At 51.6% G+C, this 20,871-nt stretch carries 21 protein-coding genes and 1 pseudogene; all 22 read left to right on the plus strand.

Annotated features, from left to right (window positions below; translation table 11 throughout):
• The first annotated feature begins 4 nt into the window (after positions 1–4).
• Positions 5–154 (plus strand): tautomerase family protein, encoded by a 150-nt coding sequence (locus tag LOK74_RS00575; RefSeq protein WP_230044597.1) that lies wholly within the window; start codon positions 5–7, stop codon positions 152–154.
• A 5-nt stretch (positions 155–159) separates the two neighbouring features.
• A complete protein-coding gene (locus LOK74_RS00580) occupies positions 160–696 on the plus strand; it encodes a 3-hydroxyanthranilate 3,4-dioxygenase (RefSeq protein ID WP_230044598.1) in 537 nt (178 codons plus the stop codon).
• Entirely contained in the window at positions 681–1,691 is a 1,011-nt protein-coding gene (locus LOK74_RS00585; RefSeq protein WP_230044599.1) for an amidohydrolase family protein, read from the plus strand. The genes LOK74_RS00580 and LOK74_RS00585 overlap by 16 nt, the downstream gene beginning before the upstream one ends.
• 2 nt (positions 1,692–1,693) lie before the next feature.
• The gene (locus LOK74_RS00590) at positions 1,694–2,155 is read left to right on the plus strand and encodes a RidA family protein (RefSeq protein ID WP_230044600.1); all 462 of its coding nucleotides are present in this window, start codon (positions 1,694–1,696) and stop codon (positions 2,153–2,155) included.
• Positions 2,156–2,165: 10 nt separating this feature from the next.
• Positions 2,166–3,635 (plus strand): aldehyde dehydrogenase, encoded by a 1,470-nt coding sequence (locus LOK74_RS00595; RefSeq protein WP_230044601.1) that lies wholly within the window; start codon positions 2,166–2,168, stop codon positions 3,633–3,635.
• A 23-nt stretch (positions 3,636–3,658) separates the two neighbouring features.
• Positions 3,659–4,444 carry a 2-keto-4-pentenoate hydratase gene (locus LOK74_RS00600; RefSeq protein ID WP_230044602.1) on the plus strand — a complete coding sequence of 262 codons (786 nt, stop codon included), beginning with the start codon at positions 3,659–3,661 and terminating at the stop codon, positions 4,442–4,444.
• Positions 4,445–4,467: 23 nt separating this feature from the next.
• Positions 4,468–5,349 (plus strand): acetaldehyde dehydrogenase (acetylating), encoded by an 882-nt coding sequence (locus LOK74_RS00605; RefSeq protein WP_230044603.1) that lies wholly within the window; start codon positions 4,468–4,470, stop codon positions 5,347–5,349.
• A 25-nt stretch (positions 5,350–5,374) separates the two neighbouring features.
• Entirely contained in the window at positions 5,375–6,403 is a 1,029-nt protein-coding gene (gene dmpG, locus LOK74_RS00610; protein WP_230044604.1) for a 4-hydroxy-2-oxovalerate aldolase, read from the plus strand.
• Between the two features lie 12 nt (positions 6,404–6,415).
• Positions 6,416–7,207, plus strand: coding sequence for a 2-keto-4-pentenoate hydratase (locus tag LOK74_RS00615; RefSeq protein ID WP_230044605.1), 792 nt, complete (start codon positions 6,416–6,418; stop codon positions 7,205–7,207).
• Positions 7,208–7,527: 320 nt separating this feature from the next.
• The gene (locus LOK74_RS00620) at positions 7,528–7,947 is read left to right on the plus strand and encodes a metallophosphoesterase (protein ID WP_230044606.1); all 420 of its coding nucleotides are present in this window, start codon (positions 7,528–7,530) and stop codon (positions 7,945–7,947) included.
• Between the two features lie 358 nt (positions 7,948–8,305).
• Positions 8,306–8,446, plus strand: a pseudogene (locus tag LOK74_RS00625) (iron chelate uptake ABC transporter family permease subunit); the annotation flags it as partial.
• 395 nt (positions 8,447–8,841) lie between these two features.
• Positions 8,842–10,263, plus strand: a complete 1,422-nt coding sequence (locus LOK74_RS00630; protein WP_230044607.1) for a sodium:solute symporter family protein — start codon at positions 8,842–8,844, stop codon at positions 10,261–10,263.
• Position 10,264: 1 nt separating this feature from the next.
• Positions 10,265–11,668, plus strand: a complete 1,404-nt coding sequence (locus tag LOK74_RS00635) for an ATP-binding protein (RefSeq protein ID WP_230044608.1) — start codon at positions 10,265–10,267, stop codon at positions 11,666–11,668.
• A gap of 6 nt (positions 11,669–11,674) precedes the next feature.
• The gene (locus tag LOK74_RS00640; protein WP_230044609.1) at positions 11,675–13,102 is read left to right on the plus strand and encodes a sigma-54-dependent transcriptional regulator; all 1,428 of its coding nucleotides are present in this window, start codon (positions 11,675–11,677) and stop codon (positions 13,100–13,102) included.
• Between the two features lie 184 nt (positions 13,103–13,286).
• Positions 13,287–14,345, plus strand: coding sequence for a TRAP transporter substrate-binding protein (locus LOK74_RS00645; RefSeq protein ID WP_230044610.1), 1,059 nt, complete (start codon positions 13,287–13,289; stop codon positions 14,343–14,345).
• A 114-nt stretch (positions 14,346–14,459) separates the two neighbouring features.
• The gene (locus LOK74_RS00650; protein WP_230044611.1) at positions 14,460–14,993 is read left to right on the plus strand and encodes a TRAP transporter small permease subunit; all 534 of its coding nucleotides are present in this window, start codon (positions 14,460–14,462) and stop codon (positions 14,991–14,993) included.
• A gap of 84 nt (positions 14,994–15,077) precedes the next feature.
• On the plus strand, positions 15,078–16,325 hold the full coding sequence (locus LOK74_RS00655; RefSeq protein WP_230047122.1) for a TRAP transporter large permease: 1,248 nt from the start codon (positions 15,078–15,080) through the stop codon (positions 16,323–16,325).
• A gap of 49 nt (positions 16,326–16,374) precedes the next feature.
• On the plus strand, positions 16,375–16,878 hold the full coding sequence (gene accB, locus LOK74_RS00660; RefSeq protein WP_230044612.1) for an acetyl-CoA carboxylase biotin carboxyl carrier protein: 504 nt from the start codon (positions 16,375–16,377) through the stop codon (positions 16,876–16,878).
• Between the two features lie 15 nt (positions 16,879–16,893).
• On the plus strand, positions 16,894–18,246 hold the full coding sequence (accC, locus tag LOK74_RS00665; RefSeq protein WP_230044613.1) for an acetyl-CoA carboxylase biotin carboxylase subunit: 1,353 nt from the start codon (positions 16,894–16,896) through the stop codon (positions 18,244–18,246).
• 107 nt (positions 18,247–18,353) lie between these two features.
• A complete protein-coding gene (gene pxpB, locus LOK74_RS00670; protein ID WP_230044614.1) occupies positions 18,354–19,091 on the plus strand; it encodes a 5-oxoprolinase subunit PxpB in 738 nt (245 codons plus the stop codon).
• A gap of 52 nt (positions 19,092–19,143) precedes the next feature.
• Complete coding sequence (locus LOK74_RS00675; RefSeq protein WP_230044615.1) at positions 19,144–19,908, plus strand: LamB/YcsF family protein; 765 nt, start codon at positions 19,144–19,146, stop codon at positions 19,906–19,908.
• On the plus strand, positions 19,905–20,867 hold the full coding sequence (locus tag LOK74_RS00680; protein ID WP_420908712.1) for a 5-oxoprolinase subunit C family protein: 963 nt from the start codon (positions 19,905–19,907) through the stop codon (positions 20,865–20,867). Before LOK74_RS00675 ends, LOK74_RS00680 begins: the two co-directional genes overlap by 4 nt.
• The last annotated feature ends 4 nt before the right edge of the window (positions 20,868–20,871 follow it).

Genomic DNA, 20,871 nt, shown 5'->3' on the forward strand with positions numbered 1-20,871 from the left:
GTTGATGGAAAACGTAGCGAAAACCGTCTCGGAAACGCTGGAGGTATCGCCTGAGCGTGTCAGGGTCCTCCTGTATGAACTTCCCTTGACACACTGGGCGATTGGCGGGGAGACGGCAGCAAAGAGGCGGAAGGAAAAAACTATACGGGAGTGATGGGAATGGCAATGGTACCACCGATCAATCTGTGGAAGTTTATCGAGGAGCACAAAGATCAGCTCAAGCCTCCGGTCAATAACAAGATGATTTGGAAAGATGCCGAATTGATGGTGATGCTGTTGGGCGGGCCGAACAAGCGGCGCGACTTCCACATCGATCCGTCTGAGGAAGTGTTCTATCAACTCAAAGGGGACTGCTACGTCGAGATTATCAATGAACAGGGCAAGCGGGAAGTGGTCACGGTGCGGGAAGGGGAAATGTTCTTGCTGCCGGCCAATGTGCCGCACTCGCCCCACCGGGTAGCCGATACGATTGGTCTCGTGATTGAGCGCAACCGAAAACAGGGCGAGCTGGAGGATTTCGCCTGGTTCTGCGACAACTGCGACCATGAGATGCACCGTGCGACGATCCAATTGACCAATATTGAAGTGCAGGTAAAAGAAGCGATCCAAGCGTTTAACGGGAGCCTGGAGCTGCGCACGTGCAAGAACTGCGGACACGTCATGCCGCCGGAAGCGAGTGAGTGGAAATGCGAGTAGATTTCCACACCCATATCATCCCGGAGGATTTGCCCAACATGGCGGAGCGCTTCCAGGGAGATCGCTGGCCGGTCCTGCATCGGACATGTGCATGCGGTGCCAACATCATGGTCGGCGGAAAAGTGTTCCGTGAAGTAACAGATCAGGTGTGGGACCCGATGAAGCGGATCCAGGACATGGAGCGGGAAAAGGTGGACATGCAGGTGCTCTCCCCGATTCCCGTCACCTTCTCCTATTGGGCGTCGGCAGAGGAAGCGGAAGTGATGGCCCGCATCCAGAATGATTTCATCGCCGAAACCGTCAAACAACATCCGAACCGTTTTATCGGACTGGGCACAGTTCCCTTGCAGCATACGGAGACGGCGATTCGGGAGATGGATCGCTGCATCCACGAACTGGGCCTGAAAGGGATCGAGATCGGCACCAACGTAAACGGCAGCAACCTGGATGATGCCGCTTTGATGCCGTTTTTTGAGATGTGTCAGGAGTGGGACGTGCCGCTGTTTGTTCACCCGTGGGAGACCTTGGGCAGAGAGCGGATGCCTCGCCACAACCTGATGTATACCGTGGGGATGCCAAGCGAAACAGCGCTAGCCGCAGCTAGTCTGATCCTGGGCGGCGTGATTGAGAAATACCCGCGCTTGAAGATTTGTTTTGCCCATGGCGGGGGATCGTTCCCATATATCCTGCCGCGTCTGGATCAAGGTTGGAAAGTGTGGCCGCATCTGCGGATGATTGAACAACCACCTAGTCATTATGCCAAGAATTTCTACTTTGATTCGCTGAACTACGACCCGCTCAACATCCAGTACATGGTGAATCGCTTCGGCGATGATCGGATCATGATGGGATCAGACTATCCCTTCCTGCTGCGGGAGATTCCTCCTGGCGAGGTGATCGATCAGGCGTTGGAATTAACGGAAGAACAAAAGCGGGCGATGCTGGGAGAAAATGCACTCCGCTTTCTGAATATGAGCGAGATGAAGGTGCGATGACGATGACCAACCCTACAGCGACACCAGAACAGCGACTGCAGGAACTCGGCTTCACACTGCCTGCGCCGCGGCAGGCGGCCGGCAATTATGTCGGCTGCGTGCGCGTCGGGAACCTGCTCTTTATGGCCGGTCAAGGCACAGATCAGTATCGCGGCAAGCTGGGCCAGGATGTAACGATCGATGTGGGCTATCAGGCCGCCAGACAGTGCATGCTCAATCTGTTGGCCGTAGTCAAACAAGAGATTGGGGAACTAAGCAAGGTGAAACGGATCGTCAAGCTGCTTGGGTTTGTCAACAGCGACCCCGATTTTACGGATCAGCCCAAGGTCATGAACGGAGCGTCCGACCTATTGGTCGAGATTTTTGGTGATAAAGGAAAGCACGGACGTTCAGCAGTAGGCATGGCTCAACTTCCGCACAATAACGCGGTTGAAGTAGAGATGATCCTGGAAATTGAGGAGTAGGAGGATTCCCATGAGTCAGACTACACAGGAATACCTGAAAAAAGTAAAAGACGCCAAGCTCTTTATTGATGGAGCATATGTGGATGCCAGCTCCGGCGAGACATTTGACACGATCGACCCTGCTACCAATCGCAAGCTGGCCTCGGTAGCAAAGGCGGGCGAACAGGATGTCAACCGGGCGATTGAAGTGGCCCAACGCACCTTTGCAAGCGGCGTCTGGAGCAACATGCCCGTTGAGGAACGAGCGCGCATCCTCTGCAGAATGTCCGACCTGGTCATGGAACGAGTAGAGGAATTGGCTGTTGTGGAGACCTTGGATGTAGGCAAACCGATCAAGGAAAGCCAGGGCTTCGACATTCCGCGGGCTGCTGCCAACCTGCGTTTCTTCGCGGAAATGGCTAAATATCTGGTGCACGAACATTACCACATGCACAACTTCATGTCGTATGCCAAATATGCTCCTGCCGGTGTCACCAGCCTGATCATCCCGTGGAATCTGCCGTTTATGCAGATGACCTGGAAAGCGTCAGCGGCACTGGCGGCCGGCAATACGGTCGTGGTAAAACCAGCCTCTTATACGCCGCTGAGCGCCGTGATGCTCGGCGAGATCGCCAACGAGGCCGGCCTGCCGCCCGGGGTGCTGAACATCGTGACTGGGCCAGGGGGAACGGTCGGTACGGCGATGACCACTCATCCTTATGTACGCCGGATTTCGTTTGTCGGTGAGACCAAGACAGGCAAAACCGTGATGGAGGCGGCTGCTTCTCAGTTGATCCCCGTCTCGCTTGAATTAGGAGGAAAATCGGCCAATATCGTCTTTGAAGATGCCGATCTGGATGAGGCGGTAAAGGGATCGATTGAAGCGATTTTCCGCAACCAGGGAGAGATCTGTTTGGCCGGTTCGCGGCTGCTGGTACAGGAAAGCGTCTACGATCAATTCCTCAATAAATTTATAGCAGCCGTAAAACAGATCAAGGTGGGCAACCCGCTAGATCCTGATACGGATATGGGTGCGCTGGTCTCCCGCAGCCATCTGAATACGGTAGATGAGTATGTGCAGACCGGTCTTGCCGAGGGTGCAAAGCTTGGCTTTGGCGGCAGACGAGTGAGCGGTCTCGGAGATGGGAACTTTTACGAACCCACTGTCCTGTACGATGTGGACAACAAAATGAAAGTAGCCCAAGAAGAAATCTTCGGTCCGGTGATTGTGATCATCCCATTTAAAACGGAAGAAGAGGCGATTCGCATCGCCAACGATTCCATCTATGGATTGGCCGGAGTGGTATGGACCAACGATTTGAGGCGTGCCCACCGGGTAGCGGATCAGGTGCAGTCCGGTCTGTTGTGGATCAACTGCTGGTACGTGCGTGATCTGAGGACACCATTTGGCGGGGCCAAGGAGAGCGGCATTGGTCGGGAAGGCGGGCGGCACAGCTTCGAATTCTATACGGAAGCGAAGACGATCACGATGAAACGATGAGCAACTCAGGGGAGGTAGCTTGATTGGACTTGGCAAAAATCACGAGATTTTGCGATCATTTGGCGGAGGCGGAACGAAGCGGCAGAGGCGTAGAGCCACTCACCTCCCTGGACCCGCAGCTCACCGTGGAAGAAGCGTACCATGTTCAATTGAAAACGATGGAGCGAAAGGTGAACGCCGGTGCCAGAATCGTCGGAAAGAAAATCGGGCTTACCTCACGTGCGATGCAGACATTGCTTGGTGTGGATCAACCGGATTATGGTCAGCTGCTGGACAGCATGGTGGTCGAACAGAACGGGGAGATCGCGTTTACACAAGTGCTGCAGCCAAAGGTAGAAGCAGAGATTGCTTTCGTGTTGAAGCACGATCTGCATGGTCCACAGGTCACCGCTCACGATGTCCTGATGGCGACCGATTACGTCCTGCCTGCATTGGAGATTGTGGACAGCCGCATCGCCAATTGGCAAATCAAGCTGCAGGACACGATCGCGGACAATGCCTCGTCCGGCTTTTACGTGTTGGGGGGACGCCCTGTGCAACCCGATCAAATCGATCTCTCGCTGGCTGGCATGGCTCTGTACAAAAACGGCGAGTTGATGAATACCGGCGTAGGGGCTGCCGCATTGGGCCATCCCGCCAACTGCGTGGCATGGTTGGTCAACAAACTGTCTGAATTCGACATGCCGTTGCGAGCGGGTGAGGTGATTCTCTCCGGTGCCTTGTCTGCAGCTGTGGATGCCAAACCCGGAGACGCGTTTCAGGCACGCGTCGCTCATCTTGGAGAAGTAGGGGTCCGATTTACCACATAAGCTTGTTGAAGGGGGGAGAGCAGATGTCCAAAGTGAAGGTAGCGATTCTTGGATCGGGCAATATCGGAACCGACTTGATGATCAAGCTGGGCCGATCCAATGTACTGGAATTGACGGCGATGATCGGAATTGACCCAGAATCAGACGGACTTCGCCGGGCGAAAGAAGCGGGATACCAGGTATTTGATGGAGGATTGAAGCAGTTCTTGCAAACCAGTCCACAACTGGCCGACATCGTCTTTGACGCAACATCGGCCAAAGCGCACGTCCGTCACGCCAAGGCGCTCAGGGAAGCAGACAAGATCGCCATCGATCTCACTCCGGCAGCTATTGGACCGTATGTGGTACCATCCGTGAATCTAGGCGCGCACATGAGTGAAAAAAACATCAACCTGATAACCTGCGGCGGCCAGGCTACGATTCCGATCGTGCATGCGATTAACCGGGTCTCTCCGGTCAGCTACGCCGAGATTGTTGCCACCATTTCCAGCAGAAGCGCCGGTCCCGGCACCCGTGCCAATATTGACGAATTCACGGAAACCACGGCCCATGGCATCGAAGCGATCGGCGGGGCGAAAAAGGGGAAGGCGATCATCATCCTCAACCCGGCGGAACCGCCGATCCTGATGAGAGATACGGTGTATGCTCTGGTAGAAGAAGGTGCGGACCAGCAAGAGATTGCAGCCTCTATCGAGCAGACGGTTGCTTATATCCAGTCCTATGTACCTGGGTATCGCCTGCGCACAGAGCCGATTTTTGACGACAATAAAGTAACCGTCTTCCTGGAGGTAGAAGGAGCCGGTGACTACCTGCCCACATACTCGGGCAATCTGGACATCATGACAGCGACAGCGGTAAAAGTGGCAGAGGAATTTGCTAAACAGCGCACCGGCGCGATCTCCTAAGCAATCGAGGAAAGGAGGGACCAAAATGAGTGAAGCACGCGATATTTTGATCACGGAAGTGGCGCTGCGCGACGGCAGTCACGCGATTAACCATCAGTTTACGGTACAGCAGGTAATCGATGTCGCCCGTGCGCTGGATGAGGCCAATGTGCCGTTCATCGAGGTCTCGCATGGCGACGGGCTGGCTGGCTCATCTCTACAGTACGGACTGTCTAGGACCAATGAGATGGAACTGATCGAAGCGGCCGTTTCCGTGTGCAAGCAAGCAGCCGTCGGGGTGCTCTTGCTGCCGGGCATTGGTACGATCAAGGATTTGAACGAAGCGGCCAAACTGGGCGTAGGCATGGCACGGATTGCCACGCATGTGACGGAAGCCGATATCTCGGCACAGCACATCTCCCGGGCCAAAGAACTTGGCCTGGTAACCGTCGGATTTTTGATGATGTCTCATATGGCGGCCCCGGACAAACTGGTAGAACAAGCAAAATTAATGGAAAGCTACGGGGCCGATGTGGTCTACGTCGTCGATTCTGCGGGAGCGCTGCTGCCGGACCAGGTCTCGGAGCGGATCAGGGCGTTGAAGCAAAGTCTTGAGATTCCGATCGGCTTCCATGCCCACAACAACCTGTCGTTGGCCATGGCCAATACACTTGTCGCGATCCAGGAAGGGGCGACGCGCATTGACGGCAGTGTTCGCTGCCTAGGAGCGGGTGCAGGCAACACACAGACGGAGGTGTTGATTGCCGTGCTGGATCGCCTGGGTATCCAGACTGGTGTCGATCTGTACAAAATGATGGATCTGGCTGAGGAGATCGTGGCGCCTATTCTGCATGTGCCCCAAGAGATTACCAGAGACAGTCTCGTGCTTGGATACGCCGGTGTTTACTCCAGCTTCCGGTTGCATGCGGAGCGGGCGGCTAAAAAGTTTGGCATCGATTCCCGCGATATTCTGATCGAACTGGGGAGACGAAAAGCAGTAGGCGGCCAGGAAGATATGATCGTGGATGTAGCTGCGGAAATCGCGAAGAAGAACACCAGTGTAGGATCCAGATAGGGGGAAACAGGTTTGCTCTCGGAACAGTTGTACAGACCCTTGGCGCAAAAGCTGGTAGATGCGGAGAGAAACAGGCAGGAAGTGGTCAGACTGACCGCTGAACATCCTGATTTGTCCGTTGAGGATGGCTACCGGATTCAAGAGGAGCTTGTCGAAATCAAGCGACAACAGGGACATCGGGTGTTAGCCGCCAAGATGGGATTTACCAGCCGGGCGAAAATGAAACAAATGAATGTGCACGAGCCGATCTACGGATATATTTTTGATTACATGGCCGTTGAGGACGGCGTCCTTGATCTGGATCAATTGATTCATCCCAAGGTGGAGGCAGAGATTGCCTTTGTTCTGGGCAGGGATATCGAAGGGCCAGGCATCACGGGCGCTCAAGTATTGGCTGCTACTGAGTACGTCCTGCCGGCATTGGAGATCATCGACAGCAGGTATGAAAACTTTCAGTTTACCCTGCCGGATGTGATCGCCGACAATACGTCAGCCTCGCGGGTATTTCTCGGACCCAATCTGAAGAAGCCGGGCGATCTAGAATTGGATCTGCTTGGCGTGACCTTGTCGATCAATGGTCAGCTGAAAGATCTGGGAGCAGGAGCAGCCGTACTGGGTCATCCCGCCCACTCGGTTGCCATGTTGGCAAACATGCTCTCCCGCAAAGGACGGAAGCTAAAGAAAGGCGACCTGATTTTGACCGGCGGAATCACCGGAGCACACCAACTGGCAGAGGGAGATGTCGTTTCCGCCAAGTGGGATGGTCTTGGTTCGATTGATTTTGTCGTAAATAGGCCGCAGTAAGTGTGTCTACAGTCTGAGCCCGGTATTGTACCGGGCTTAGCTAGTGTAAACGCGACGTTAGCTAGTGTAGACGGGATGTAAAAAAAGATTGTGTTAAATCAGTTCAATGGTGGGATGTGTGTGGAATCCTTTTGTCGCTGTGCAGCAGGGTCCCGCACACATCCCCATTTTTGATAGGTTGTCTGTGTTGCGGGAGGAAAATTAAAATTGGAAGGAATTTCATGGTATTATAAATACGTTCTCCTTTTGATAGAGTCACGACGATGAATCCATTCATCAATGGCAAAAATGGTTGATTATCAATCATAACAGGTGATCTGATGAGAAAACTGTTCATTACAGACATACATGGTGAATACAACGGAATGATGAAGCTGTTAGAACATGCTGATTTCCAACCCTCGTCAGACCAACTCGTCATTGGCGGGGATATGGTGAGTCGTGGCAATGACAGCGGGTTAGTACTCAAAGGGGTACGCCGTCTTGCCTTACAGCATCCGACCAATGTGGTTGCCTTGATGGGCAATCATGAGGAAATGATGAGTTGGTATTTCCAGGGGAAGTCAGACTTGTGGTTAAGGCATGCTGGAAAACATACGTTATCAAAGGTAAAGAAGACGTTTAGACAGGAAAATGAATTACAGGAGCATGTTGCATGGGCAGCTTCGTTGCCGTTGCTGCACCAGGATCATCAATATGTTTATACACATGCGGGCATTGTGCCTTATGTCTCCATGTAGGAGCAGAATCGTGAAATTCTTTGGATGTCAGAAAAGGACTTCTACTCTTATCCGAAGGAGTTGATTTTACGTCGGACAGAGGGGAAAACGGTCATTCACGGGCATACACCCTGTGAATACATTTACAGTGATGGAGCACGGATGAACTGTGATTTAGGTGCCCATACCTATGCCATTATAGAGGAACAGGCCTTAGGATTGGTTGATTTGACTACCAACATCTATTATGTTTACAAGCTACATACGAAAAAACTGATACAACGAGAGATTTCAACATTTGCATACTGATTGTTTAATCACGGTGCCAGGGGAACGGAGATTCTGTACGACGCGCTTGGACTGAACCCACCGGAAAAGTGCGTCGTTGATGGGGGCGATTTTGCTGCTGGCTGCCGACACCGTTGGTAGGGTTCTGCTAGAACCTGGCGGTATTCCCGCCGGGGTGATTGTTTCCGTGATCGGTGCCCCTTATTTCATGTATTTGATGGTGAAGAAATAGTTCAACTCCATACCATGCTGAATAGAGTCTGCATAGAGCATGTTTCCAAGTTCTGATCTTTTCATGGTTAGAGGAAAAAGCCCTTACCTGTGGAAGTATACAGGTTAAACAGCATGACTTCAGCAGGATATGGACCTAAAGGGCACAAGCTGTAATAGACTCGATCAGTATCATTTGGGCCTGACGTTCAGGCCCTTTGCTGTTTAGAGGCGAGTCGTTCGAATATTTCGTGAAGTCTGTAGCCGTTTGGTTAACCTGGGAAAGGTTGTGAACATCGATGTTGTTGGAATTGCCTTGGCTTACCTGGATAGGCGTGGGGGCCCCTCTTCTTCTCTCCGCATCCCTTCCGGCTCTGTTGGCGGCCATCATCACACGGGAAAGGAGAAAGAAAGACCATGTATGATCCGCTTTTATACCTAGGTTTTTTTGTATTGTACACGATCCTGATCCTCATTTTTGGCCGACACGGATTTGATCGGAGCAAAAGCTTAAAGGATTTTTTTATAGCTAATCAGCGTCTTGGTACATGGAGCAGTGTCTCTACCTTTGGCGCAACCTGGTTTAGCGCAGCTTCCATGCTTGGTTTTACTGGGCTTGTCTATTCTTATGGATACTCCGAGATTCTCTTTACCACTGTTTGCTGGTTCCTCGGGGCTGCTTTGATGGTGCTGGTGGTGGACAAGTTGTATGATTTTGGTGCTGTGACGGTGCCGGAATTTTTTCGGATCCGTTACGGTTCGACCACGTTGCAGATATTATCCGGCCTGATCTTACTTTTCAGCTACATTTTGTATATCGTCATTCAAATCCAAGGGTTCGGCATTGTGATCGGGGAGCTTCTTGATGTTCCTTACACTGTCGGCATCTTTCTTGTCTTTTTGTTTATTATCTACACCACCTTTGGCGGGCTGCATTCCGTGGCCCGGACAGATATGGTAAATTTTATCCTGATTGTGGTTGGTTCCATTGTGGCTGCGTTCCTCGTCTTGGATGAGGTGGGCGGCATCAGTCGGCTGCATGCGGCGGTGGGGCAGCAGTATGTGACATTTGGAAAAGGAACTCATGATCCATTTTCTCCGCTACCGGAGGGGATGTGGTCGATTGCCGCTTTTATTAGTTCCTTCTTTGCACTGGGGCTGGGGTTAGCGGCAAATCCGCAGTATGTGGTCAGGATTTGGTCTGCCCGCAACAAAAGAACCGCTTATCGCATGATCGCGATCAGTATTCTGTTGCTATCGGTTGTCTATCTCTCCTTGGCGATCGTCGGAATGGGTGGCAAGATACTGGTCCCCGCGGGAAGTGTCGCCAACGATGACGAGGTTTTTCCCTATATGATGACGGAGTTTATCTCGTCCCCCTTGAAAGGGATCATTTTGATCAGCATCGTTGCCGCCAGTATCTCTACCGCGAATTCGCAGCTTCTCTTGCTTGCGAGCAGTGTGATCTATGATGTGTATCAATCGGTTCGCAAGACGGCGCTTTCCGATCGCAGATTGTTAATCTACACGCGGTGGCTGATTGTCTTGCTGGCTACCTGTTCTCTCCTGCTCTCCCTTACCCCCTTGAACGATCTGGTCGGATTTAGTGGACAGGTCTGGGGGATTATCGCCTCCACCTTCTTTTTTCCGTTATTTGGTGGGCTGTTATGGAAAAAGGCGAATAGTCAGGGAGCGATTTTATCATTTGTCGGAGGAATGGCGACCTACCTGATCAGCTTCCTGCTCATACCTGAGGATGTGAGCAGATACGTGCATCCCGCTGTTCCATCCGTGATCGTATCCGGAATCTTGTTTTTCTCACAGATAAGGAGATCGTAGGATGAAACAAAAACGAACCATCGAGATTAAAATCATGATTCCCTTTTTGATCGTCGTCCTGATCCCTTGTTTGGCCGTTGGCTCGGCAGCTTACTGGACTGGCTTTCAATCGTACAAACATGAGCGCCTGCAAGAGGCGGAGAACCAGTTGAATACGGTGATCAGCTACGTAAACGTATTGGAGCGACAGTCTCTGCGAGGAGAATTAATGGCAGAGCATGCGAAAAAGCTGGCGAAAGACTTGGTGTCCGATACGGAATCCGTCATATTGTTGGAATATTCCGGCTCAACTCACGATGCAGATCTGGCAGAGGATGGACGGAGCCCATGGTGGGAGCCGTACTTGGCCAAAGGCAATGGCTCGTATAAGAGAGAGCAAGGCAGCGTGTCGCTGCAAGAAGAGTGGGTATTGATCCATCATCTGCCCACATGGGAATGGACGATTGTGATCCCCTTTCGCCTCTCCTATATTGCCGAACCGCTGATTGATATCCAGAAGAACACCTTGTTGGTGATGATTGTGGCTGCTATTGTGGCGGTGCAATGTACGATTTTTCTCTCTCATCATCTTTCTCGTCCGCTGAAAAACCTGGCGGCGTTTTGTCAGCGGTTGGGCAAGGATGAGGTGCCGGAAGAAACAGACCTTGCTTTAACCCGCGATGACGAGATTGGCGTCCTTGCCCATGCGATCAAGGAAATGCTGGATAACATGGAAGAAAAGAAGCTGCTGGAAAAAAGGATGGAGCGCATGGAGCGGCTGGCCTCGATGGGACAGATGGCATCCGGTATCGCCCACGAGATTCGCAACCCGTTGGCCGGGATCAAAACCACGACGCAAGTACTCGCCTCCAGATTAGAGCTGGATGAGAAAAACCAGGCGCTTTTTCAAGGAGTGACCGGTGAGATTGACCGGGTCAACCGCATTATTACCAACCTGTTGAACCTGGCCCGCCCCCGTGACCCGCAGACACGTACGATCTCGGTACATGACGTCGTGAACCAGACACTGGTGCTGCTTGAGAAGGAAAACAAAGAGAAAAACATTTGGTTTCACAACCGTATCTCCAGCGAGCTGCATTATCTGGTAGATCCTGACCACTTTAAGCAAATCATCATCAACTTAAGCTTAAATGCGATCAATGCGATGCCTGCTGGAGGTGCGATTACGTTTTCATCCGGTCTCAACGGGGAGCTTTTCATACAGGATGAGGGAACAGGCATTGCCAAGGAGGAGTTTGAGAAAATCTTCGAGCCATTTTACACCACTACTTCAACGGGTACAGGCTTAGGGCTGACGATGGTTCACCAGCTTGTCTTGCAAAATAACGGTGAAATCACGATACAAAGCGAACAGGGGAAAGGTACGGTCTTTACTCTATATTTCCCCGTGCAGGGAAGGGAGTGATCCGAGATGGGAGTTAAGCGCATTCTGATCGTAGATGACGAGATGACATTGCGATTAGCGCTGCAAGCAGGATTGGAAGACCATGGATGTCAGGTAGAGACGGCGGAAAATATCAAGCAAGCCAATGCGATCATCAAAGATTTTCTCCCGCACATCATGTTTCTTGATATTCGTCTGCCAGACGGGAACGGGCTGGACTTGCTGGAGAAGATCAGAGAGTCTCACCCTGATATCGCGGTTGTGATGATGACGGCGTATGGCGATACCCGCAGCGCTGTTCGGGCGATCAAATCGGGAGCGGTTGATTATATTAACAAGCCGTTTGAGCTGGAAGAGGTTCAGTTGCTGGTCGAAAAAACGTTTAAACAGATGGATCTCGAATCAGAGGTTGAATTGTATCGGCAAGCCAAGAAGAATCAAGAGGTCTCTTTTATTGGAGAGAGCAAGGCGACGCTTGACTTTATACGCGTATTGGAGCAGGTGGCTGTCGCAAAGGATACGACGGTGTTGATTCGGGGGGAGACGGGGACAGGAAAAGAGCTGGCCGCCCGATACATCCATGAAGCAAGTGACAGACAAGACCGTCCGTTTCTGGCGATCAATTGTGGCGCGCTGCCATCCAATCTGATCGAAAGTGAACTGTTTGGCCATGAAAAAGGAGCCTTTACAGGAGCCAACCAGACGAAAAAGGGGCTGTTTGAATGGGCGGACGGAGGCACGTTGTTTCTGGACGAGATTGGCGAACTGGCGCCTGAGATGCAAGTTAAACTGCTCCGCTTTCTGGAAGAAAGAAAGTTTAAGCGTGTGGGCGGTTTTCGGGACATCGTGGTCGATGTGCGGGTAATAGCGGCTACCCACCGGGACCTGGAGCAAATGGTAGTGGAAAAAGCGTTTCGCTCTGATCTGTACTATCGGTTGAATGTCGTTCCGATTACATTGCCGCCATTGCACCAAAGAGGCAAAGATATTGTGCTGTTGGCTGACTATTTTCTAAAGCAGTATTGTCAGCAGATGGGCAGAAAACCATTGCAGCTCACAGACGCGGTAAAGGATACGCTGCTGCGCTATACGTGGCCGGGCAATATTCGCGAACTGAAGAATATTATGGAGCGCATCGCCATTTTACAAAAAGAGAGATTTGTACAGATAGAAGATTTGCCGAAAGAATTGATTCGATTGGATCAGAAGGCGATCAGCGATTCACTGACCCTTGAAGAGCCTGCTGGCAACGCAGGCCAGCTTGCTGACGAGGTAGATGCGCGGTTTAGTGGGCAAGCCGTCTATTTGGAAGAGATCCTGGAGCAGATAGAGAGGACCTATATCTTGAAAGCGTTGGAACAGACACGCTGGAATATTTCGCAGGCGGCCAAGCTATTGGGAATGAGCCGGTATGCCTGTCAACGCAGGGTAGACAAATACTTTCCGCAGAAATAGTCGTGATTGTGCGAAAACTTTGATCATGTGCGAAATCGCTCATTTTGGGCGATTTTTTGTTTTGGATCTACTGAAAAAAGAATCGAAACATTCCGGTTTGCCAAGCAATTTGTCGAATTGTGAAGGTTGGCATGATAGTTGCGATATGGGTAGGGCGATATCACAAAAAGGGGGAAACAGGTAGATGCGAAAAATATGGATTGTTGCAGCAGCATTGCTAACCTTTTCTTTTGCCCTTGCTGGCTGCGGTGGAAGCAACCAGGCTGACCAAACGGCTGGCAGCCAAACGGGCAGCGAGAGCAGCAAGGAATCTGCTGAGCCGGTCAAGTGGATCGTCAACTCGGTCTGGCCGGAAGACAATCATCACAGCCAGGGTCTTCACGAGTTTGCCGCCAAGGTGAAAGAAGCTACCGGCGGGAAAGTGGAGCTCGACGTGATGACAGGCGGAGCACTGAGTTACAAAGGGCCTGAGCTTCTGAAGGCCGTTCGTGATGGGTTAGTTCCTGTATCCGATATGCTTACCAGTGGAGTAGCGGGAGATGAACCGCTCTTTGGGTTAGTTACCCTGCCGTTTCTTGTGCAAAGTTTTGAAGAAGGCAAGAAGTTGAACGAGATTGCCCGTCCCTATTTTGATAAAGCGGCCGAAGAAAAATGGAACCAAAAAATTCTCTACATTGCGCCCTGGCCGCCAGCAGGTTTCTGGACCAAAAATGAAGTTCACTCATTGAAGGATATGGAAGGCCTCAAAATGCGTACGTATGATGAAAACGGCGCGCTCGTAGTAGAGGCGGCTGGCGGTACACCGCATCCGCTGCCGTTTAGTGAGGTATATTCATCGCTGGCCACTGGCGTCATTGACTCGGTTTTAACTTCTACACCTACTGCTGTTGACGCCAAGTTCTGGGAAGTATTGGATTACTACGTACCTGCCAATGTGACGATGGCGACCAACTTGGTCACTGTTAATTTGGATCAATTCAACAAACTGGATAAAGAGACACAAGAGGCTATCATCCAAGCCGGTAAAGAAATGGAAGCGGAGATGTGGGAGAAGGTTGCCAAGCTTGATCAGGAACAAGAAGGCATCGCCAATGAAAATGGCATCAAAACACTCCAGCCTGATGAAGCGTTTTTAAAAGAATTATCTGAAGTGACCAAAGATATCCGGGAGAATTGGTTAAAGCAAGCACCGGCTGAGGCACAAGAGATTGTTGAAAAGTTTCATCAAGAGGTCGGAAGGTAACAAAATGCAGCAAAAGGGCAACCGGCGGTAGAGCAGTTTTGCCGGTTGCCTTTGTTGCCTACCAACCGAACGATTGGCGAAACTACGTACGGATCACTTGGAAGGGGGAGAAGGATGGAACCATTTGTCCGTGTCGTTGACCGAATGTCCCGTGCCTTTGGCCTAATAGCAGGTATCATGATGCTCATCGGGGTCGCTCTCGTCATTGCAGAGATCGTTGTTCGCGCCCTTTTCAACAGCACGCTGTATATTACCGAAGAATATACCGCTTATCTCATGGTGGCGATTACGTTTCTCGGTTTGGCCTACACCTTAAAAGAAAAAGGCCATATCCGCATGGTGTTTCTGCACAAATTCGTAAAAGGCAAGGCTCGTATTCTCTTGGACCTCTATGCGTTTGTCGTAGGGGCTGCTGTCTTTGCAGTGATTACCGCAACAACCTGGGCGTTCTTTTGGGACTCTGTGGTTTCGGGAACGCAGTCGATGCAGCTATCAAAAACGTATCTAGCCATTCCGCAGTCTGCCATGCCCTTGGGCTCGCTGTTGGTGACGCTGCAGTTTGCTGCGGAAATCGTTCGCTCAGTCACGAGACTGCGCAGCGGGCAAATTGAGGAAGAAGAAGCGGAGTCCCAGGCGTTAGGGCGTTGATCATGTAGTCACGTGTAAAGGAGGAGAGCAGCCTTGAGCTTGTCTGTTGTTTCGTTCGCCATATTGGGGCTTTTGGTTCTCACTTTGGGAAGCACGATATGGGTTGGATTATCGTTGTTTCTTGTAGGGATAGGGAGCTTCGCATTTTTTACGGATAGTCCGCCGATGACCATCTTAGCCAATGTACTCTGGAATAACACACACAGTTCAACGATGATGGCACTTCCCCTGTTCATTTTTATGGGAGAAATTCTGTTTCGCAGCAAAATCTCGGAAAACCTGTTCAAGGGGTTGTCCCCCTGGATGAGTTTTTTGCCGGGACGGTTGATCCATGTCAATATCATCGCCAGCAGTCTGTTCGCTGCAGTGAGTGGGTCATCGGCTGCGACGACTGCGACTGTAGGCAAGATAACGCTGCCGGAGCTGCTAAAGCGGAACTATGATCGTTCTCTCAGCCTTGGTTCTCTTGCAGGTGCCGGAACGTTAGGCTTTTTGATCCCTCCCAGTATGATCATGCTGGTATACGGTATTGTCGCAGAAGTCAGCATTGGCAAATTGTTTATCGCCGGTGTGATTCCAGGGATCCTGCTTGCTGCCGCTTTTAGCGGTTTTACGATCATTCGCTGCATCGTAAACCCTGACCTCGCGCCAAAGGGAGAGAGCTATACATGGGCGGATCGGATCAAATCACTGCCCCTGTTACTCCCTGTATGTATCTTAATTGTCATGGTATTGGGCAGTATTTACGCGGGATGGGCTACGCCGACCGAAGCGGCTTCCGTTGGTGTAGTTGGTGCACTCTTTTTTGCCCTCTTATCTCGGAGTTTGAATAAGGATATTTTCTGGGAAGCCGTTTTGGGGGCCGTGAAGACCAGCTCGATGATCATGTTGATTGTCGTTGGCGCGTCGTACTTGTCCGTGGCTGTAGGATATCTCGGCATTCCGGCCTCGCTGACGCAATGGATTGGCACACTTGGACTGTCTAGGTTCCAATTAATCATGCTGATGTCGATTATGTATATTATACTGGGCTGCTTGCTTGACGGCTTTTCGATGATTGTGATGAGTCTGCCGTTGGCGTTGCCCTTGATTATCGCAGCAGGATTTGATCCCCTGTGGTTCGGCATCTATCTGATCATGATGATTGAAGTCGCTCAAATTACGCCGCCTGTAGGGTTTAACTTGTTTGTCATTAACGGTCTGGTACGTGATGACGTACTCAAGATTGCCTGGTATGCCCTGCCGTCTTTTCTGATGATCTTGGCCGTGGTGGCAATCGTTACGCTTTATCCGGATATTGTACTCTGGCTGCCGAACCAGATGGTGCACTAACCGCTGCTATTTGAAAAATGGATAACAGGAGTACGAGGGACGTGAGAGAATGTTAAAGGTACAGCATATACGAGATCTGATCAAAGTGGTGGATCAATCTTCGGTTCAGGAATTCACATACGAATCGGAATCCGAAAAAATTCGCATCAAAAAAGGGGATGTAGTTCTGGAAACTGCCGCTGTGGACGGTCCAGTCACGACAACCATTCCACAACCAGCACAGGAGGATCATCGTGCAGCGGTCGAAGCACGCCTAACAGCCGGTGATGACGCGAGAGCTAATCATGCGAGAGAGGAACAGCATGCTGATCCTGTAACCCATATCACCTCACCGATGGTGGGTACCTATTACTCCGCATCGCAGCCAGGAGCTGCCCCCTATGTCAGGGTAGGAGATACGGTTCATAAGGATACGGTAGTCTGTATTGTGGAAGCGATGAAACTATTTAATGAGATCGAAGCGGAAGTGGACGGTGAAATCGTCGAGGTCATGGTGAAGGATGGGCAGCTCGTAGAATATGGCCAACCTTTATTTGCGGTCAAGAAAAAATAGCAAGGGATGGTAGCGATGTTTCAAAAAGTGCTCATAGCAAACCGCGGTGAAATCGCCGTGCGGATTATCCGTGCGTGTCGCGAAATGGGGATCCGAACGGTAGCCGTCTATTCCGAAGCCGACCGCGAGTCGCTGCACGTCAAGCTGGCTGACGAGGCGTACTGCATCGGACCAACCTCTTCCAAAGAGAGCTATCTCAACATGGCGAATCTGATGAGTCTGGCTGCCAAGATAGGGGTTGACGCGATTCATCCCGGATACGGCTTCCTTGCTGAAAACGCTGACTTTGCCGAGATATGTGCCGCCTGCAACATCGCCTTTATCGGTCCAGAACCCGATGCGATTACCAAGATGGGTGACAAATCGACAGCCAAAGAGACGATGAAACAAGCAGGGGTTCCGATTGTTCCCGGTACGGACGGGCTGATCGAAAACGTGGAGGAGGCGATCGAGACGGCGCAGCAGATCGGCTATCCTGTCATGGTGAAAGCGACGGCAGGCGGCGGCGGACGCGGGATGCGTGTGGCAAACGATGATCAGGAACTGGAAAAAGCGATCCGTCAGGCGCAGAACGAAGCGAAGACCGCCTTTGGCAATCCCGGCGTCTACTTGGAAAAGTTTGTGGAAGGACCGCGCCACGTGGAGATCCAGATCATGGCGGACAAACACGGCAATGTCGTCTACATCGGGGAGCGGGACTGTTCCATTCAACGTCGTCACCAAAAGCTGATCGAGGAGGCACCCTCGCCTGCCCTGAGTGAAGAGCTGCGGGCCGAGATGGGGCTGGCAGCCGTTGCGGCGGCAAAAGCGGTCAACTACCACGGGGCGGGAACGGTTGAATTCTTGTTGGATAAACACGGCAAGTTTTACTTCATGGAGATGAACACACGGATTCAGGTAGAACACCCGGTGACAGAATGGGTGTCCGGCTTTGATCTGATCAAGGAACAGATCAACGTGGCGGCCGGTCTTCCGCTCTCCTTCTCGCAAGAAGATGTGAAACTGGACGGCTGGGCGATCGAGTGCCGGATCAACGCGGAAAACCCGGTCAAGAACTTCATGCCCTCGCCGGGGCGCATCACCCATTACCTGCCTCCTGGCGGATTTGGCGTGCGAGTCGACAGTGCCGCCTATAGTGGATATCAGATCCCGCCGTTTTACGATTCGATGATTGCCAAGGTGATTGTATGGGGAAGCAATCGTGAGGAAGCGATTAGGCGGATGAAAAGAGCGTTGGAGGAATTTGTGATCGAAGGTATTCACACCACCATCCCGTTTCATCATAAGCTGTTGGATCATCCAGTCTTTCAACAGGGAGACTTCGATACAAAATTTTTGGAAAAGCATACGATTGAATGGGAATCGTGAGTGGAGAGAACCATGTGTGAGCAGAGCAGGTCGATCGTGAGCAGAGCAGATGGATCGTAAGCAGCCTGAAAGATTGGCAACCTGGAAGGGGGGAGCAAATCAGCGTTATGCATGATGGACAGCAATTGCGATTGGACACGTTGGGAGATACCGCTGTCCGTGTTCAATGGGGAACGGAAATATCTCCCGAGTTGAATGAACAGATTCGCAGCTTTTGTGTTTTGCTGGAGCAGGCGAACATCAAGGGAGTGGCGGAATGGGTTCCTACGTACACGGCTGTCACTCTTTTTTATGATCCCTATACCATTTCCTATGATAGACTGGCGGAAAAGATAGCGGAGCTCTATAGGAGACGAGGAGAACGAGAGATTCCACCGGCAGAGCGGATCTATATCCCGACGTACTATGGCGGTGAGTCAGGCCCTGATCTGGAGGTGGTGGCTCGGCACAATCAATTAAGTGCGGAAGAGGTTGTCGAGATCCACACGGGAAGCGAATATCTGATCTACATGATGGGATTTACGCCAGGGTTTCCGTATCTGGGGGGGATGTCCAAGAAAATTGCCACGCCACGCCTGCAAACACCGCGTGAGAGGATTGCCCCCGGCTCGGTTGGAATCGCTGGTGAACAAACCGGTATTTATTCGATGGCAACGCCGGGCGGCTGGCAAATCATCGGTCGCACACCGCTGCGCCTGTATGACCCTGATCGCGAATCGCCGATGCTTTTGCAGGCCGGCAACTATCTGCAGTTTGTATCGATTTCAAAAGCGGAATACGATCAGATCGAAGCGGATGTTCAAGCCGGCCGCTATCAGCTGCAAAAGGAGACGCGGACGCATTGATGGTCAACCTTTTCTGATGATCTCAAAAAAACGGTACGGGGAGTGAGGGAGAGTGCACCGCATTGATTTGAACTGTGATTTGGGGGAAAGTTTTGGAGCCTATCAAATCGGGCAGGATGAAAAAGTGCTCGATCTTGTCACATCAGCCAATATTGCCTGCGGTTACCATGCGGGTGATCATAATGTGATGGCGAAAACAGTGAAGCTGGCCGTTGAAAAAGGGGTGGGCATAGGGGCACATCCTGGTCTGCCCGACCTGATCGGATTTGGCCGCCGTCCGATGCAAGTAGCTCCAGAGGATGTTTACAACTTTGTGGTCTATCAAATCGGTGCCTTGCAGGCTTTCGCCCGGGTTCATCAAGCATCCCTTAACCATGTAAAACCACACGGAGCCCTGTATAATATGGCGGCCAGAGATAGAGATCTTGCGCAGGCCATCGCCGAAGCTGTCTATGATGTCGATCGCAACCTCATATTGTTTGGATTGGCAGGAGGAGAATTGGTCAAGGCGGGACAGGCAAAGGGGCTAGCCTCAGCCCAGGAAGTGTTTGCAGATCGGACGTACCAACCGGATGGTACTTTGACGCCGCGTACGCAGCCCAACGCCATGATACATCATGCCGAAGAGGCGGTGGAACGGATGATTCGTTTGATCAAAGAAGGAAAAGTGGAGGCAGTTGATGGCTCTGATGTTGCGATTCAAGCAGACACGATCTGTGTACATGGGGATGAGCCTAGTGCGCTGTTATTTGTGCAAAAGCTAAAGCAGGGCTTGCAACACCATCAGATTGCGATCAAGAAAGTGGGATCGGAGTGAAGCAAGGAAAAGATGTGTTCAGGGTAAAGAAGCCGGGCGTGCTCACAACTGTTCAAGATTTGGGGCGGACAGGCTATCAACAATATGGGATGGTTGTCGCCGGTGCGATGGATCCATTTGCCTTGCAGGTGGGAAATCTGCTGGTTGGAAACGGACGAGGCGAAGCCGGTCTGGAGATCACGTTAATCGGACCGGAATTGGAAATCCTCTGTGATACCGTGATTGCGATTTGCGGTGCAGAGCTTTCTCCGACGCTCGATGGAAGCCGTGTGCCGATGTGGAAATCGTTGAAAGCCAAAAAAGGACAAACCCTACGCTTTGGCGCCCCGAAAAAAGGAGCGCGCGCGTATCTTACGGTGGCCGGTGGAATTGATGTACCTCTGGTATTGGGCAGCAAATCGACCTATATGAAAGCAGGCGTAGGCGGATTGGCAGGCAGAGCCTTGCAAAAAGGGGATATCCTGCAGCAAGGCAGCAGCGATCGACCGCTGCAACATCTGATCGGCCGAGGGCTGATGCCGACGGAAATACCGCAGTATCGGGATTCCTATACAGCTAGGGTCGTTCTGGGACCGGATCGTGATTCGTTCCTGGAAGAAGGGATTACCATATTCCTTCAGGGAGAATACCAGATCACCCAACAGGCGGATCGGATGGGATACAGGTTAGCGGGTCCGAAGATCAGACACCGGGAAGGGGCGGACATTCTTTCTGACGCGATCGTACCTGGGACGATCCAGGTTCCCGCCAATGGGGAACCGATTATTCTGCTTGCGGATCGTCAGACAACGGGTGGATATGCGAGGATCGGTACAGTGATTTCGGTCGATTTGCCCTATATTGCGCAAATGCTGCCCGGCCATCAACTGCGATTTGCGGAAGTATCGATAGAAGAAGCGCATCGTTTGTATGTGAAAGCAGAACGATATTTGCGAGAATTAAGCATTGCATGCAAGTAAGCAG

This window comes from Brevibacillus humidisoli, assembly GCF_020923435.1.
Classification (GTDB): Bacteria; Bacillota; Bacilli; order Brevibacillales; family Brevibacillaceae; genus Brevibacillus_E; species Brevibacillus_E humidisoli.

Coding starts and splice junctions, on each gene's coding strand:
- LOK74_RS00575 (WP_230044597.1), top strand. CDS start 5: ATGGAAAACGTAGCGAAAACCGTCTCGGAAACGCTGGAGGTATCGCCT.
- LOK74_RS00580 (WP_230044598.1), top strand. CDS start 160: ATGGCAATGGTACCACCGATCAATCTGTGGAAGTTTATCGAGGAGCAC.
- LOK74_RS00590 (WP_230044600.1), top strand. CDS start 1,694: ATGACCAACCCTACAGCGACACCAGAACAGCGACTGCAGGAACTCGGC.
- LOK74_RS00595 (WP_230044601.1), top strand. CDS start 2,166: ATGAGTCAGACTACACAGGAATACCTGAAAAAAGTAAAAGACGCCAAG.
- LOK74_RS00605 (WP_230044603.1), top strand. CDS start 4,468: ATGTCCAAAGTGAAGGTAGCGATTCTTGGATCGGGCAATATCGGAACC.
- dmpG (WP_230044604.1), top strand. CDS start 5,375: ATGAGTGAAGCACGCGATATTTTGATCACGGAAGTGGCGCTGCGCGAC.
- LOK74_RS00620 (WP_230044606.1), top strand. CDS start 7,528: ATGAGAAAACTGTTCATTACAGACATACATGGTGAATACAACGGAATG.
- LOK74_RS00630 (WP_230044607.1), top strand. CDS start 8,842: ATGTATGATCCGCTTTTATACCTAGGTTTTTTTGTATTGTACACGATC.
- LOK74_RS00635 (WP_230044608.1), top strand. CDS start 10,265: ATGAAACAAAAACGAACCATCGAGATTAAAATCATGATTCCCTTTTTG.
- LOK74_RS00640 (WP_230044609.1), top strand. CDS start 11,675: ATGGGAGTTAAGCGCATTCTGATCGTAGATGACGAGATGACATTGCGA.
- LOK74_RS00645 (WP_230044610.1), top strand. CDS start 13,287: ATGCGAAAAATATGGATTGTTGCAGCAGCATTGCTAACCTTTTCTTTT.
- LOK74_RS00650 (WP_230044611.1), top strand. CDS start 14,460: ATGGAACCATTTGTCCGTGTCGTTGACCGAATGTCCCGTGCCTTTGGC.
- accB (WP_230044612.1), top strand. CDS start 16,375: ATGTTAAAGGTACAGCATATACGAGATCTGATCAAAGTGGTGGATCAA.
- accC (WP_230044613.1), top strand. CDS start 16,894: ATGTTTCAAAAAGTGCTCATAGCAAACCGCGGTGAAATCGCCGTGCGG.
- pxpB (WP_230044614.1), top strand. CDS start 18,354: ATGCATGATGGACAGCAATTGCGATTGGACACGTTGGGAGATACCGCT.